Origin of the sequence: Enterobacter sp. HMSC16D10 (assembly GCF_001807145.1) — a bacterium.
Classification (GTDB): domain Bacteria; phylum Pseudomonadota; class Gammaproteobacteria; order Enterobacterales; family Enterobacteriaceae; genus Enterobacter; species Enterobacter roggenkampii.
Genome location: NZ_KV787905.1, coordinates 188,970 through 204,145, shown reverse-complemented (window position 1 = coordinate 204,145; position 15,176 = coordinate 188,970). Strand labels below are relative to the sequence as shown.

The window sequence follows — 15,176 nt, the reverse complement described above, 5'->3', positions numbered from 1 at the left end:
AGGCCCGGTAAGCGCAGCGCCACCGGGCAAAATATCAGGCAACCAGCCAGAAAATCGCCAGCGCAATCAGTAATGCAAAAAACATCAATCCCGGACGCGCAGAAAGTGTTCTGAAGGTCTCCACGACCGGCGCAAACAGCGGGCTGTAGATCGGCTGAATATTTCTCACCTCCGGTACGCCGCCTTCGCGCTCGGCGCGGCGAACAAAGATCTGGTTGAGCAGATCCTGCACCTGCGCGGTAGTCAGTACCGTTTGCGGCGTGGCCTGCCAGTTCTGCTGGGCATAATCCCGAATCACCTCGAACTCGTGCGGCTCAAGCGGCTGTTTCAGCGCGGCCTGCACAGTATGCAGGGTAGGGGCGCTCTGGGTGCTGAGCGTCTGGCGTGCCTGGAGCCAGGTCACCAGATGGGTAAACTGTTTGGCCGGGATCAGCTCGCCTGCCTTCACGCCCGACAGCTCCAGCATGGATTGCCAGATAAGCTTCGTCGGTTCGCCGGTGGCCGCGGCCAGCTTCGTCACCATCTGCTTGAGCGTATTGTGCTCGGCGGGCAGTAGCGGGCGCTCGGTCGCCGGGCGCACCTGCGGCTGCGGAATCGACAGCTCATTGTTCTGCAGCAGCGTCAGCACGGTTTTGAGCTGGTCGGGCGTCAGTTGGCCCAGCGCGGTCTGACCATACTGCTGGCGAATAAAATCACTCACCGCCTGGCGGTTATTTCCCTGGCCCAGCAGCTCCGTCAGCTGAGAAACAATCTGGCGCGTGGTGTGGTTCTGCTGCGCGGTCGTAATACGCTGGTTCAGATTTTGCTCGGCAGCGGGGAAATGGCGCGACTGCAGCGGTGCGTCGTTCCTCACGCCTAAATCATGCTTCACCCCGGCCCAGACTTCCGCGTTTTGCTGTGAAGTCAGCGCAATCAGGCGCGTGATCAGTCGCTCCAGCACGGTGCGCTGTTGCGTGGATAGCGGTTGTTCACCGGCAACGTTTGGCGTGACGGGGCCTTCACCCGGAGGGCGTGGCGGCGTACCTGAAATGGGCTGCATCGTCAAAAATCCTTAAAGTCAAAACTCAGCGTAAACCTGGCAGACGTATATGCCTGGCGGCCAGATTATGGCACACTTGGCAGGTTTTCTTCCTCTCAAACAGGTACTCAGACGTGAAAATCCTCGTTGATGAAAATATGCCTTACGCCCGTGAGCTGTTTAGCCGCCTGGGTAACGTTAAGGCTGTTCCTGGTCGCCCGATCCCGGTCAACGAACTGGACGATGCCGACGCCCTGATGGTGCGCTCGGTGACCAAAGTAAATGAGGCGTTGCTCGCCGGTAAGGCGATTAAGTTCGTTGGGACCGCAACGGCAGGGACCGATCATGTGGATGATAAATGGCTGAAGCAGGCCGGAATCGGTTTCTCCGCCGCGCCGGGCTGTAACGCGATTGCCGTCGTGGAATATGTTTTCTCCTCGCTGCTGATGCTGGCCGAGCGCGACGGGTTTGCGCTGAAAGACCGCACCGTGGGGATTGTCGGCGTGGGTAACGTCGGCGGACGCCTGCAAAAGCGCCTGGAAGCGTTAGGGATTCGCACGTTGCTGTGCGATCCGCCGCGCAAAGACAACGGCGACGACGGGGATTTCCGTTCGCTGGACGAGCTGGTTGAACAGTGCGACGTGCTGACGTTCCACACGCCGCTGTTTAAAGAGGGGCCGTATAAGTCTCTGCATCTGGCCGATGAGGCGTTAATTCGCCGTCTGAAGGCTGGCACTATTCTGATAAATGCCTGCCGTGGTCCGGTAGTCGATAACGCCGCGCTGCTGACGTGTCTGAACGAAGGACAAGACCTCAGCGTGGTGCTGGACGTCTGGGAGCCTGAGCCGGACCTCAACGTTGAGCTGCTAAATAAGGTTGATGTGGGCACGGCGCATATCGCTGGTTATACCCTCGAAGGGAAAGCCCGCGGTACGACGCAGGTCTTCGAAGCCTACAGCGCCTTTATCGGCCATCCGCAGCAGGTGGCGCTGGATACCTTACTCCCCGCGCCTGAATTTGGCCGCATTACCCTTCACGGCCCGCTCGATCAGGCAACGCTGAAAAGGCTGGTGCATTTGGTGTATGATGTGCGCCGCGATGATGCGCTGCTGCGTAAAGTGGCGGGGATCCCGGGTGAGTTTGATAAGCTGCGCAAGAACTACGTTGAGCGCCGCGAGTGGTCTTCCCTCTATGTGATGTGCGACGACGCGTCGGCGGCGACGCTGCTGCACAAGCTGGGGTTTAACGCCGTTCATCACCCGGCGCATTAATGTCTTCTTAATGCTCCCTGTCGGATACTCCGACAGGGACGCTTTTTTATTTCTGGAGTAAACCACCATGTCTGAAGGCTGGAACATTGCCATTTTAGGTGCCACGGGTGCCGTGGGCGAAGCCCTGCTCGAAACGCTTGCTGAGCGTCAGTTCCCGGTGGGCGATATCTATGCGCTGGCGCGAACGGATAGCGCGGGTGAGCATCTGCGTTTTAACAATAAATCCGTCATGGTTCAGGATGCGGCGGCGTTCGACTGGACGCAGGCGCAGCTGGCGTTTTTCGCCGCGGGCGCTGAAGCCACTGCGGCGTACGTTGAAGAGGCGACCAACGCAGGCTGCCTGGTGATTGACCTGAGCGGCCTGTTCTCCATGGAGCCGGATGTGCCGCTGGTGGTGCCGGACGTGAACCCGTTTGTACTGGCTGACTACCGCAACCGTAACGTCATTGCAGTACCGAACAGCCTGACCAGCCAGCTGCTGACCGCCCTGAAACCGCTGATCGACGATGGCGGCCTGTCGCGCATTACCGTGACCAGCCTGCTGTCCGCGTCCGCAAACGGCAAAAAGGCCGTTGACGCGCTGGCCGGGCAGAGCGCGAAGCTGCTGAACGGTATCCCGATTGACGAAGATGATTTCTTTGGCCGCCAGCTGGCGTTCAATATGCTGCCGCTGCTGCCGGACCGCGAGGGTTCCGTGCGCGAAGAGCGTCGTATCGTTGATGAGGTGCGTAAAATTCTGCAGGACGATGGCCTGATGATCTCCGCAAGCGTCGTGCAGTCCCCGGTCTTCTACGGTCACGCGCAGATGGTCGGCTTTGAAGCGCTGCGTCCCCTGGCGGCAGAAGAGGCGCGCGATGCGTTTGGCCGCGGGGAAGACATCGTCCTCTCTGAAGAGAGCGAGTTCCCGACGCAGGTAGGCGACGCCACCGGTAGCGCGCATCTTTCCGTTGGCTGCGTGCGTAACGACTACGGTATGCCGGAGCAGGTTCAGTTCTGGTCCGTTGCCGACAACGTTCGTTTCGGCGGCGCGCTGATGGCGGTCAAGATCGCTGAAAAACTGGTGCAGGAGTACCTGTACTGATGTCAGACGTGGAACAAAAGCCGGTTCATAAAATTGCCCTCGGTATTGAGTACGATGGCAGTAAATATTATGGCTGGCAGCGTCAGAATGAGGTGCGCAGCGTCCAGGAGAAACTGGAGAAAGCGCTCTCTCAGGTGGCAAACGAGCCGATTAACGTCCTGTGCGCAGGCCGTACGGACGCGGGCGTTCACGGCACGGGGCAGGTGGTGCACTTTGAGACCACCGCCGTGCGTAAGGATGCCGCCTGGACGCTGGGTGTAAATGCGAATTTGCCTGGTGACATTGCGGTGCGCTGGGTGAAAGCTGTGCCGGATGATTTTCATGCGCGTTTCAGCGCCACCGCGCGTCGTTACCGTTATGTCATCTACAACCAGCGTCTGCGTCCCGCGGTGTTAAGCCAGGGCGTGACGCATTTTTATGAACCGCTCGATGCGGAACGCATGCATCGCGCGGCGCAGTGTCTGATTGGTGAAAATGACTTTACCTCGTTTCGTGCGGTGCAGTGTCAGTCCCGCACGCCGTGGCGTAATGTCATGCACATTAACGTCAGCCGTTTTGGCGCGTATGTGGTGGTGGATATCAAAGCCAATGCCTTTGTACATCATATGGTGCGGAATATTGTGGGCAGCCTGATGGAAGTGGGTGCCGGACACCAGCCGGAGAGCTGGATTGCAGACCTGCTGGCAGCGAAGGACAGAACGCTTGCGGCAGCCACGGCGAAAGCGGAAGGGCTGTATCTGGTCTCGGTAGACTATCCGGATCGGTTTGACCTGCCGAAACCGCCAATGGGGCCGCTGTTTTTAGCGGACTAAACAAAGGTGCAATTAAGGCTTAGACAATATGGACGTAATTCGTTTTTTGATTGATTTCATCCTGCATATTGATGTTCACCTGGCAGAGCTGGTCGCGCAGTATGGCGTCTGGGTTTACGCCATTCTGTTCCTCATTCTGTTCTGTGAAACCGGGCTGGTTGTCACGCCGTTCCTGCCGGGCGATTCACTGCTGTTTGTCGCCGGGGCGTTATCGGCGCTGCCCACCAACGATCTGAATGTGCATCTTATGGTGGTGCTGATGGTGATTGCCGCCATCGTCGGTGATGCGGTCAACTACACGATTGGACGCGTATTCGGTGAACGGCTTTTCAGCAATCCGGATTCAAAAATTTTCCGCCGCAGCTATTTAGATAAAACTCATGCGTTTTATGAACGCCATGGCGGAAAAACCATTATCCTTGCGCGCTTTGTGCCTATTGTGCGCACATTTGCACCGTTTGTGGCGGGAATGGGACATATGTCCTATCGTCATTTTGCCATGTATAACGTCGTGGGGGCGCTGCTGTGGGTACTGCTGTTTACCTATGCGGGTTACCTGTTTGGCGATCTCCCAGTGGTTCAGGAAAATCTTAAGTTACTGATTGTAGCGATTATTGTGCTTTCCGTACTGCCGGGCGTTATCGAAATCATTCGTCATAAACGTGCGGCGGCAAAGCAAGCGAAGTAAATGCACACTGGCGGTTCGACCACTTTTTTATCCAAAGTTTCGGGCTGTTATGTTTTAATGTGCAACATTCATGGTCTGTTGGAGGCAAAAATGGCATTATTCGCCTCTTATAGCAAAACTGGCATACGACCAGGTTCAGGCAGAAAGGTTATCAATGAGCTGGATTGAACGAATTAAAAGCAACATTACCCCAACGCGTAAAGCGAGCATTCCTGAAGGGGTATGGACGAAGTGTGATAGCTGCGGCCAGGTTCTGTATCGCGCAGAGCTGGAGCGCAACCTTGAGGTGTGTCCGAAGTGTGACCACCATATGCGTATGTCGGCGCGCAACCGCCTGCATAGCCTGCTGGACGAAGGTTCTCTGGTAGAACTGGGCAGCGAGCTTGAGCCAAAAGACGTGCTGAAGTTCCGCGACTCCAAAAAATATAAAGATCGTCTGGCCTCCGCACAGAAAGAGACCGGCGAGAAAGACGCGCTGGTCGTCATGAAAGGCACCCTGCATGGGATGCCGGTTGTTGCCGCTGCGTTTGAGTTCTCCTTTATGGGCGGCTCAATGGGCTCCGTGGTCGGTGCGCGCTTCGTGCGTGCCGTTGAGCAGGCGCTGGAAGACAACTGTCCGCTGATCTGCTTCTCTGCCTCCGGCGGAGCACGTATGCAGGAAGCGCTGATGTCCCTGATGCAGATGGCTAAAACCTCTGCAGCGCTGGCGAAGATGCAGGAGCGCGGTCTGCCGTACATCTCCGTGCTGACCGACCCAACCATGGGCGGCGTCTCCGCGAGCTTCGCGATGCTGGGCGACCTGAACGTCGCTGAGCCAAAAGCGCTGATCGGCTTTGCGGGTCCTCGCGTTATCGAGCAGACCGTTCGTGAAAAACTGCCGCCGGGATTCCAGCGCAGTGAGTTCCTCATTGAGAAAGGCGCCATCGACATGATCGTCCGCCGTCCGGAAATGCGCCTGAAACTGGCGCGCATCCTGGCGAAGCTGATGAATCTGCCAGCGCCGAACCCGGATGAGCCGCGTGAAGGCGTGGTGGTACCGGATCAGGAACCCGAGGCCTGATAACTGAAAAGGGCAGGGCCGGTTGGCGCTGCCCTTTTGCTTTCTAATCTGTTAATGACAACCGGGCATTATGGAAAATAAAAGCATTCCCCAAGCCACGTCGCCCCTGGCCGCGTGGCTTTCTTATCTGGAAAACCTGCACAGTAAAACCATCGATATGGGGCTTGAGCGCGTAAGCCAGGTTGCCGCGCGTCTTGATGTGCTGAAACCGGCGCCTTTCGTGTTCACCGTCGCAGGCACCAACGGCAAAGGTACCACCTGCCGCACGCTGGAATCCGTCCTGATGGCGGCGGGCTACAGGGTCGGCGTGTACAGCTCGCCACATCTGGTACGCTACACCGAGCGGGTTCGAGTGCAGAACAGCGAGCTGCCGGAGTCCGTGCATACGGCATCGTTCGCGGAAATTGAAGCCGCGCGCGGAGAGACCTCATTAACCTATTTTGAATACGGCACTCTGTCGGCCCTGTGGCTGTTCAAACAGGCCCAGCTGGACGTGGTGATCCTTGAGGTTGGCCTTGGCGGACGTCTTGATGCGACCAATATCGTCGATGCAGACGTGGCGGTAGTGACCAGCATCGCGCTGGATCATATCGACTGGCTGGGGCCCGATCGTGAAAGCATTGGCCGCGAGAAGGCCGGTATTTTCCGGGCAAATAAACCTGCCGTGGTGGGCGAGCCGGACATGCCGCACACCATTGCTGACGTGGCGAACGAAAAGGGCGCACAGCTGCTGCGCCGCGGCGTTGACTGGCAGTATGAGGTTCAGGACAACGGCTGGCGCTTTAGCGACGCGCAGGGGGCGCTGGATAACCTGCCGCTGCCGCAGGTCCCGCAGCCAAATGCGGCAACCGCGCTGGCGGCACTGCGCGCCAGCGGCCTCGTGGTCAGCGAACAGGCGATCCGCGAGGGTATACAAAACGCGATTCTGCCAGGACGTTTCCAGATTGTGAGCGAGTCACCGCGCCTGATTCTGGACGTGGCGCACAACCCCCACGCGGCGGCGTATCTCGCGGGACGTCTCAAATCGTTACCAAAAACCGGGCGCGTGCTGGCGGTTATCGGTATGCTTCATGATAAAGATATCGGCGGGACGCTGGCCTGCATGGAGAGTGTGGTCGATAGCTGGTATTGTGCTCCTCTGGAGGGGCCACGCGGCGCGACGGCTGAGCAGCTGATGGAACATCTCGGCAAAGGCGCAATCTACAGTAGCGTGGCGCAGGCCTGGCATGCCGCGATGGCGGAGGCTAAACCAGAAGATACCGTGCTGGTGTGTGGTTCATTCCACACGGTGGCACATGTCATGGAAGTGATGGACGCGGGGAGAACCGGTGGCGAGTAAGTTTCAGAACCGTTTAACAGGAACCATTGTGCTGGTCGCGCTCGGGGTGATTATTCTTCCCGGGCTGCTCGACGGGCAGAAAAAGCATTATCAGGATGAGTTTGCCGCGATTCCGCTGGTGCCGAAACCGGGCGACCGCGATGAGCCGGATATGCTGCCCGCGGCGACGCAGGCATTGCCTGCTCAGCCTCCGGAAGGGGCGGCGGAAGAGGTGCGCGCGGGCGATGCCGCCGCACCGTCGCTCGATCCGTCTCGCCTGGCGGCCACGAGCAACAGCGATATCGATCCTGTGCCGGTCGAGCAGCCTAAACCGGTTGAAAAACCGAAGCCGGTTGAGAAGCCGCAGCCGAAACCGCAGCGTGATAAAGCGGCAGAACAGCTCGCCGCAGCGTCAGAGACGCCTCCGCCAGCAAAACCGACGCAGCAGGACGCTGCTGCCCCAACGGGCAAAGCCTACGTGGTGCAGCTCGGTGCGCTGAAAAATGCGGACAAGGTGAATGAGGTGGTGGGTAAACTGCGCAGTGCGGGATATCGTGTTTACACTTCACCTTCCACGCCGGTGCAGGGTAAAATTACCCGTATCCTCGTGGGGCCAGAAGCGTCTAAAGACAAACTGAAAGGGTCGCTGGGTGAGCTGAAGCAGATCTCCGGCCTGAGCGGTGTAGTAATGGGCTACAGCGCGAACTAAGTACGACCTGCTCCTGTAAGAGAGAGGCGATAAGCCACGGCGTTGAACATTTTTTCAGCGCCTTTTTTATTTACGCGCGGGAAGGAAATCCCTACGCAAACGTTTTCTTTTTCTGTTAGAATTCGCCCCGAACTGGATGACAGGGCGTTTAATCGTGGGACACATATGGTCTGGATTGATTACGCCATCATTGCGGTGATTGGTTTTTCCTGTCTGGTTAGCCTGATCCGTGGCTTTGTTCGTGAAGCGTTATCGCTGGTGACCTGGGGTTGTGCTTTCTTTGTCGCCAGTCATTACTACACTTACCTGTCTGTCTGGTTCACGGGCTTTGAAGATGAACTGGTCCGAAATGGAATCGCCATCGCGGTGCTGTTTATCGCGACGCTGATTGTTGGCGCTATCGTCAATTACGTGATAGGTCAGCTGGTCGAGAAAACCGGTCTGTCAGGAACGGACAGGGTACTCGGGATCTGTTTCGGGGCGTTGCGAGGCGTGCTGATTGTGGCCGCGATCCTGTTCTTCCTGGATACCTTTACCGGGTTCTCCAAAAGTGAAGACTGGCAGAAATCGCAGCTCATTCCAGAGTTCAGCTTCATCATCAGATGGTTCTTTGACTATCTGCAAAGCTCGTCGAGTTTTTTGCCCAGGGCATAAACCCTGAGATGTGGCTTAACGAGGAAAAGACGAATGTGCGGTATTGTCGGTATCGCCGGTTTCATGCCGGTAAACCAGTCGATTTATGACGCGTTAACGGTGCTTCAGCACCGTGGGCAGGATGCTGCGGGTATCATCACCATTGATGCAAACAACTGCTTCCGTTTACGCAAGGCGAATGGCCTGGTAAACGATGTGTTTGAAGCCCGCCATATGCAGCGTCTGCAAGGTAATATGGGGATCGGTCACGTTCGTTATCCTACCGCTGGCAGTTCCAGCGCCTCTGAGGCACAGCCTTTCTACGTCAACTCACCGTATGGCATCACCCTTGCCCATAACGGCAACCTGACCAACGCGCATGAGCTGCGTAAAAAGCTGTTCGAAGAGAAACGTCGCCACATTAACACCACCTCTGATTCTGAAATCCTGCTCAACGTGTTCGCCAGTGAGCTGGATAACTTCCGCCACTATCCGCTGGAAGCGGACAACATTTTTGCCGCGATTGCCGCGACCAACCGTCAGATCCGCGGCGCGTACGCCTGCGTGGCGATGATCATCGGTCACGGCATGGTGGCCTTCCGCGATCCAAACGGCATTCGTCCGCTGGTGCTCGGCAAGCGCGACCTCGGCGATGGCCGTACCGAATATATGGTTGCCTCGGAGAGCGTGGCGCTGGATACCCTGGGCTTCGAATTCCTGCGCGACGTTGCGCCGGGCGAAGCGGTGTATATCACCGAGAAGGGCCAGCTGTTTACCCGCCAGTGTGCCGACAACCCGGTCAGCAACCCGTGCCTGTTTGAATACGTTTACTTTGCCCGTCCGGACTCCTTCATCGACAAGATTTCCGTCTACAGCGCGCGCGTCAATATGGGCACGAAGCTCGGCGAGAAGATTGCCCGCGAGTGGGACGATCTGGACATCGACGTGGTGATTCCTATCCCGGAAACCTCCTGCGATATCGCGCTGGAGATCGCCCGCATTCTGGACAAGCCATACCGTCAGGGCTTCGTGAAGAACCGCTACGTTGGCCGCACCTTCATCATGCCGGGCCAGCACCTGCGCCGTAAGTCCGTGCGTCGCAAGCTGAACGCCAACCGCGCGGAGTTCCGCGATAAGAACGTTCTGCTGGTGGATGACTCCATCGTTCGCGGCACCACCTCTGAGCAGATTATCGAGATGGCGCGCGAAGCGGGTGCGAAGAAAGTCTACCTGGCCTCTGCTGCGCCGGAGATTCGCTTCCCGAACGTGTACGGTATTGATATGCCAACCGCCAACGAGCTGATCGCTCATGGCCGTGAAGTGGATGAAATTCGCCAGATCATCGGTGCTGACGGCCTGATTTTCCAGGACCTGAACGATCTCATCGACGCGGTGCGTGCCGAGAATCCGGAAATTCAGCAGTTTGAATGCTCCGTGTTCAACGGCATTTACGTGACCAAAGACGTTGACCAGCAGTACCTCGACTATCTTGATTCGCTGCGCAACGACGACGCCAAAGCCGTTCAGCTGCAAAACGATCTCGAAAGCTTAGAGATGCACAACGAAGGTTGATGTTCCGGCAGGTGAGGGCGTATGCCCTCACTTGCAACTCCCCGCAAAATCCTGCACAGTCTGCCCTGAAATCAGTAAGGGCGAAAATCATGAAACGACTCATAGTTGGGCTCAGCGGTGCCAGCGGTGCGATTTACGGCGTACGTTTGCTACAGGTTCTGCGTAACGTGGCGGACGTCGAAACCCATCTGGTGATGAGCCAGGCGGCGCGGCAGACCCTCTCTCTGGAGACCGATCTCACCCTGCGCGATGTTCAGGCGCTTGCGGATGTCGTTCACGATGCCCGTGATATCTCCGCCAGCATCTCCTCAGGCTCGTTTAAAACCGCCGGCATGGTGATCCTGCCCTGTTCAATCAAAACGCTCTCCGGCATTGTGAACAGCTATACCGACACCCTTGTGACGCGTGCGGCGGATGTGGTGCTGAAGGAGCGGCGTCCTCTGGTGCTGTGCGTGCGGGAAACGCCGCTGCACCTGGGCCATCTGCGCTTAATGACGCAGGCTGCTGAGCTGGGGGCTGTGATCATGCCGCCGGTGCCCGCGTTCTACCATCGTCCGCAAACGCTGGACGACATTATCAACCAGACCGTTAACCGCGTACTCGATCAGTTCGACATCGACCTGCCCGAGGATCTCTTCACCCGCTGGCAGGGTGCCTGAATCTGTGCACATAGCCGGTGCATGAAAAGACACGTTGCCCTGTTTCAGGGCAATTATGCAACGGCGATCATATCCTCGACATTTAATTTGTTTTTTCCCTTTTTCTCTCTCCGGTTCGTTCGGCAGACCTGCTATCTTTCACCATTAAGGCAGTATCGCAACGTTTTATTAACATATTTAACGTCGAAGTTTTAACCAGACGGCAATGTGGCATAAGACCTGCAAGATGAAGCCTGCAACACAACACACAACACAATACATAATAAAATCACGGTACTTGAGGGTAAATGTATGAAGAAGACGGTTCTGGCTCTGTCTTTGCTGGTGGGGTTAAGTGCGGCAGCAGGTAGCTACGCAGCGCTTCCACAGACGGTTCGTATCGGTACAGACGCAACCTACGCGCCATTCTCTTCCAAGGATGCGAAAGGCGATTTCGTGGGGTTTGATATCGATCTGGGTAATGAAATGTGCAAACGCATTGCGGTGAAATGCACATGGGTGGGCAGCGACTTTGACGCGTTAATCCCGTCGCTGAAAGCCAAGAAAATCGACGCCATTATCTCTTCTCTTTCCATCACTGAAAAACGCCAGCAGGAGATTGCCTTCTCTGACAAGCTCTACGCCGCGGATTCTCGCCTGATTGCGCCTAAAGGCTCCCCGATTAAGCCCACCATCGACTCGCTGAAGGGCAAGCATGTCGGCGTGCTTCAGGGCTCGACGCAGGAAGGCTATGCCAATGCTAACTGGCGTGAGAAGGGCGTAGACGTGGTGGCTTACCAGAACCAGGATCTGATTTACTCTGACCTGGCGGCAGGCCGTCTGGATGCGGCATTCCAGGATGAAGTCGCTGCGAGCGAAGGCTTCCTGAAGCAGCCTGCGGGCAAAGACTACGCGTTTGCAGGCCCGTCGGTGAAAGACAAAAAGTACTTTGGCGATGGCACCGGGATTGGCCTGCGTAAGGATGATACCGAGCTGAAAGCCGCCTTCGACAAAGCCTTTGCAGAGCTGCGTAAAGACGGTACTTACGACAAACTGGCGAAGAAATACTTCGACTTCAACGTATACGGTGAATAACACCTGGCGGTAACGCACCGAAAAGGTGCGTTACGGGAACGGTTGACCCAATACGGTGCATTTTATGCACTGTATTGGATCGCTGTGTGCATACTTACGCATTAATAATGCAAAAATTCCCGCTGGAAAGGCATTAATCTTTGCCTGACTGAGGGGATTAATGGCACATTAGCACCACCCCGTCGTCGTAAAAATCCCGTATGAAGACAGTTTGTTGAGGACAAATATGAAAAAACTCGTGTTGTCATTATCACTGGTACTGGCCTTTTCCAGCGCCACCGCGGCATTCGCAGCTATTCCGCAGAAAATTCGAATTGGTACCGATCCTACCTATGCGCCGTTCGAATCGAAGAATTCAAAGGGTGAACTGGTCGGTTTTGACATCGATCTGGCCAATGAGCTGTGCAAACGCATCAAAGCACAGTGTACCTACGTTGAGAACCCGCTGGATGCGCTGATCCCGTCCCTGAAAGCGAAAAAAATCGACGTAATCATGTCCTCCCTCTCCATTACCGAAAAACGCCAGCAGGAGATTGCCTTCACCGACAAACTCTACGCGGCCGATTCACGTCTGGTGGTGGCGAAATCGTCTGATATTCAGCCTACGCTGGAATCGCTGAAGGGCAAACGCGTGGGCGTGCTGCAGGGCACCACTCAGGAAACCTACGGCAACGAGCACTGGGCACCGAAGGGGATTGAAATTGTCTCCTATCAGGGCCAGGAAAATATTTACGCTGACCTGACGGCAGGCCGTATTGATGCCGCATTCCAGGATGAAGTCGCGGCTAGCGAAGGCTTCCTGAAAACGCCGGTAGGTAAAGATTACAAGTTTGGCGGCCCGTCCATTAAGGATGTGAAGTTGTTTGGTGTGGGCACCGGTATGGGCCTGCGCAAAGAAGACAACGAACTGCGTGAAGCGCTGAACAAGGCGTTCGCTGAAATGCGCGCAGACGGCACCTACGACAAGCTGGCGAAAAAGTACTTTGATTTTAATGTTTACGGCGGCTAATCGCCCCGTCATATAACGTGCGGCCCCTCCCACGGCGGGAGGGGAAAAGACACGGTTCCACCACTCACGATACGACAGGGCTCGCGGTATGCTGTACGGATTTTCTGGCGTTATTTTACAGGGCGCGCTTGTCACCCTTGAGCTGGCTATCAGCTCCGTGGTGCTGGCGGTGCTGATAGGTCTGGCAGGCGCAGGGGCGAAGCTTTCAGCTAACAAACCGCTGGCGCTAATCTTTGAAGGCTATACCACGCTCATTCGCGGCGTTCCCGATCTGGTGCTGATGCTGCTGATCTTTTACGGTCTGCAGATTGCGCTTAACGGCATAACAGACGCGATGGGCATGGGACAAATTGATATCGACCCGATGGTGGCCGGTATTATTACCCTCGGTTTTATCTACGGCGCCTACTTCACTGAAACCTTCCGCGGTGCTTACATGGCCGTGCCGAAAGGTCACATTGAGGCGGCAACCGCATTTGGTTTTACCTCATCACAAACGTTTCGTCGGATTATGTTCCCGGCCATGATGCGCTACGCGCTGCCGGGCATCGGGAACAACTGGCAGGTTATCCTCAAAGCAACAGCGCTGGTCTCGCTGCTCGGTCTGGAAGACGTCGTGAAAGCGACTCAGCTGGCGGGTAAGAGCACCTGGGAGCCGTTCTATTTTGCGGTGGTCTGTGGCGTGATTTATCTGGTCTTTACGACCGTCTCCAATGGTGTGCTGCTTCTGCTGGAGCGTCGCTACTCCGTGGGTGTGAAGAGGGCTGACCTGTGATTGAGATTATTCAGGAATACTGGAAATCGCTGCTGTGGACAGATGGCTACCGCTTTACCGGCGTGGCGATTACGCTCTGGCTGCTGATCTCCTCCGTGGTAATGGGCGGTATTCTGGCGGTGTTTCTCGCCATTGGCCGCGTCTCGAACAATAAATTTATCCAGTTCCCGATCTGGCTGTTCACCTACGTCTTTCGCGGTACGCCGCTGTACGTGCAGCTGCTGGTGTTCTACTCGGGAATGTATACGCTTGAGATCGTAAAAGGCACTGAGATGCTGAATGCGTTCTTCCGCAGCGGTCTGAACTGTACGGTGCTGGCGTTGACGCTTAACACCTGCGCCTACACCACGGAGATTTTCGCGGGGGCGATTCGTTCTGTTCCTTACGGTGAAATTGAAGCAGCCCGGGCCTACGGCTTCTCGTCGGTGAAACTCTACCGCTGCATCATTCTGCCATCGGCCCTGCGTATCGCGTTACCGGCCTACAGTAACGAAGTGATTTTGATGCTGCACTCGACTGCGCTCGCCTTTACCGCGACGGTGCCGGACCTGCTCAAAATCGCGCGCGATATTAACTCCGCAACCTATCAGCCGTTTACCGCGTTTGGCATTGCGGCGGTGCTCTATTTAATTATCTCTTATGTTCTGATTAGCCTGTTCCGTAAGGCTGAAAAACGCTGGTTGCAGCATATAAAACCTTCTTCGACGCACTGAGAAAGATGATGGCTGAGAACAAATTAAACGTAATTGATTTGCACAAACGCTACGGCGAACATGAAGTGCTGAAAGGGGTGTCGCTGCAGGCGAATGCGGGCGACGTGATCAGTATCATCGGCTCATCCGGCTCGGGAAAAAGTACCTTCCTGCGCTGCATCAACTTCCTCGAAAAGCCGAGTGAAGGCTCAATTGTGGTGAGCGGGCAGAATATCAACCTGGTGCGTGACAAAGACGGTCAGCTGAAGGTGGCAGACAAGAACCAGCTGCGCCTGCTGCGTACGCGCCTGACGATGGTATTCCAGCACTTTAACCTCTGGAGCCACATGACGGTGCTGGAGAACGTGATGGAAGCACCGGTTCAGGTGCTGGGCCTGAGCAAGCATGAAGCCCGCGAGCGCGCGGTGAAATACCTGGCGAAAGTGGGCATTGACGAACGCCAGCAGATGAAATACCCGGTGCATCTCTCCGGCGGTCAGCAGCAGCGTGTCTCTATCGCCCGCGCGCTGGCGATGGAGCCCGAGGTACTGCTGTTCGACGAACCGACCTCCGCGCTGGACCCTGAACTCGTTGGCGAAGTGCTGCGCATCATGCAGAAGCTGGCCGAAGAGGGCAAAACGATGGTGGTGGTGACGCACGAGATGGGCTTCGCCCGTAACGTCTCGAACCACGTGATTTTCCTGCATCAGGGGAAAATTGAAGAGCAGGGCCACCCGGACGAGGTGCTGGCAAACCCGCAAAGCCCGCGTTTGCAGCAGTTCCTTAAAGGCTCTCTGAAGTAAGA

At 56.4% G+C, this 15,176-nt stretch carries 16 protein-coding genes; 15 read left to right on the top strand and 1 reads right to left on the bottom strand.

Annotated features, from left to right (window positions below; all coding sequences use genetic code 11):
- Positions 1 to 34: 34 nt before the first annotated feature.
- On the bottom strand, positions 35 to 1,039 hold the full coding sequence (flk, locus tag HMPREF3143_RS21070) for a flagella biosynthesis regulator Flk (RefSeq protein WP_069598625.1): 1,005 nt from the start codon (positions 1,037 to 1,039) through the stop codon (positions 35 to 37).
- 113 nt (positions 1,040 to 1,152) lie between these two features.
- Between flk and pdxB the strand changes: the two genes are divergently transcribed.
- The 15 genes from pdxB (at position 1,153) to hisP (ending at position 15,174) form a co-directional block, all read left to right on the top strand.
- On the top strand, positions 1,153 to 2,289 hold the full coding sequence (gene pdxB / locus HMPREF3143_RS21065; protein ID WP_023294134.1) for a 4-phosphoerythronate dehydrogenase PdxB: 1,137 nt from the start codon (positions 1,153 to 1,155) through the stop codon (positions 2,287 to 2,289).
- A 67-nt stretch (positions 2,290 to 2,356) separates the two neighbouring features.
- The gene (locus HMPREF3143_RS21060; protein ID WP_023325776.1) at positions 2,357 to 3,370 is read left to right on the top strand and encodes an aspartate-semialdehyde dehydrogenase; all 1,014 of its coding nucleotides are present in this window, start codon (positions 2,357 to 2,359) and stop codon (positions 3,368 to 3,370) included.
- Positions 3,370 to 4,182 (top strand): tRNA pseudouridine(38-40) synthase TruA, encoded by an 813-nt coding sequence (gene truA, locus HMPREF3143_RS21055; RefSeq protein WP_008502600.1) that lies wholly within the window; start codon positions 3,370 to 3,372, stop codon positions 4,180 to 4,182. The genes HMPREF3143_RS21060 and truA overlap by 1 nt, the downstream gene beginning before the upstream one ends.
- Positions 4,183 to 4,210: 28 nt before the next feature.
- On the top strand, positions 4,211 to 4,870 hold the full coding sequence (locus HMPREF3143_RS21050; protein WP_008502599.1) for a DedA family protein: 660 nt from the start codon (positions 4,211 to 4,213) through the stop codon (positions 4,868 to 4,870).
- A gap of 154 nt (positions 4,871 to 5,024) precedes the next feature.
- Positions 5,025 to 5,930, top strand: coding sequence for an acetyl-CoA carboxylase, carboxyltransferase subunit beta (gene accD, locus HMPREF3143_RS21045; protein ID WP_008502598.1), 906 nt, complete (start codon positions 5,025 to 5,027; stop codon positions 5,928 to 5,930).
- 70 nt (positions 5,931 to 6,000) lie between these two features.
- Positions 6,001 to 7,269, top strand: a complete 1,269-nt coding sequence (gene folC / locus HMPREF3143_RS21040; RefSeq protein ID WP_070534253.1) for a bifunctional tetrahydrofolate synthase/dihydrofolate synthase — start codon at positions 6,001 to 6,003, stop codon at positions 7,267 to 7,269.
- Positions 7,259 to 7,957, top strand: coding sequence for a cell division protein DedD (dedD, locus tag HMPREF3143_RS21035; RefSeq protein ID WP_008502596.1), 699 nt, complete (start codon positions 7,259 to 7,261; stop codon positions 7,955 to 7,957). Before folC ends, dedD begins: the two co-directional genes overlap by 11 nt.
- Before the next feature lie 165 nt (positions 7,958 to 8,122).
- A complete protein-coding gene (gene cvpA, locus HMPREF3143_RS21030) occupies positions 8,123 to 8,611 on the top strand; it encodes a colicin V production protein (protein WP_000262116.1) in 489 nt (162 codons plus the stop codon).
- 33 nt (positions 8,612 to 8,644) lie between these two features.
- Entirely contained in the window at positions 8,645 to 10,162 is a 1,518-nt protein-coding gene (gene purF / locus HMPREF3143_RS21025) for an amidophosphoribosyltransferase (RefSeq protein WP_021241570.1), read from the top strand.
- An 89-nt stretch (positions 10,163 to 10,251) separates the two neighbouring features.
- Positions 10,252 to 10,821 carry a UbiX family flavin prenyltransferase gene (locus HMPREF3143_RS21020; protein ID WP_070534252.1) on the top strand — a complete coding sequence of 190 codons (570 nt, stop codon included), beginning with the start codon at positions 10,252 to 10,254 and terminating at the stop codon, positions 10,819 to 10,821.
- A 291-nt stretch (positions 10,822 to 11,112) separates the two neighbouring features.
- Positions 11,113 to 11,895, top strand: coding sequence for a lysine/arginine/ornithine ABC transporter substrate-binding protein ArgT (gene argT, locus HMPREF3143_RS21015; protein ID WP_008502593.1), 783 nt, complete (start codon positions 11,113 to 11,115; stop codon positions 11,893 to 11,895).
- A 226-nt stretch (positions 11,896 to 12,121) separates the two neighbouring features.
- The gene (gene hisJ, locus HMPREF3143_RS21010; protein WP_008502592.1) at positions 12,122 to 12,904 is read left to right on the top strand and encodes a histidine ABC transporter substrate-binding protein HisJ; all 783 of its coding nucleotides are present in this window, start codon (positions 12,122 to 12,124) and stop codon (positions 12,902 to 12,904) included.
- 88 nt (positions 12,905 to 12,992) lie between these two features.
- The gene (locus HMPREF3143_RS21005; RefSeq protein WP_008502591.1) at positions 12,993 to 13,679 is read left to right on the top strand and encodes a histidine ABC transporter permease HisQ; all 687 of its coding nucleotides are present in this window, start codon (positions 12,993 to 12,995) and stop codon (positions 13,677 to 13,679) included.
- A complete protein-coding gene (locus tag HMPREF3143_RS21000; protein WP_008502590.1) occupies positions 13,676 to 14,392 on the top strand; it encodes an ABC transporter permease in 717 nt (238 codons plus the stop codon). The genes HMPREF3143_RS21005 and HMPREF3143_RS21000 overlap by 4 nt, the downstream gene beginning before the upstream one ends.
- Before the next feature lie 8 nt (positions 14,393 to 14,400).
- Entirely contained in the window at positions 14,401 to 15,174 is a 774-nt protein-coding gene (gene hisP, locus HMPREF3143_RS20995; protein ID WP_014832781.1) for a histidine ABC transporter ATP-binding protein HisP, read from the top strand.
- Positions 15,175 to 15,176 lie beyond the last annotated feature (2 nt).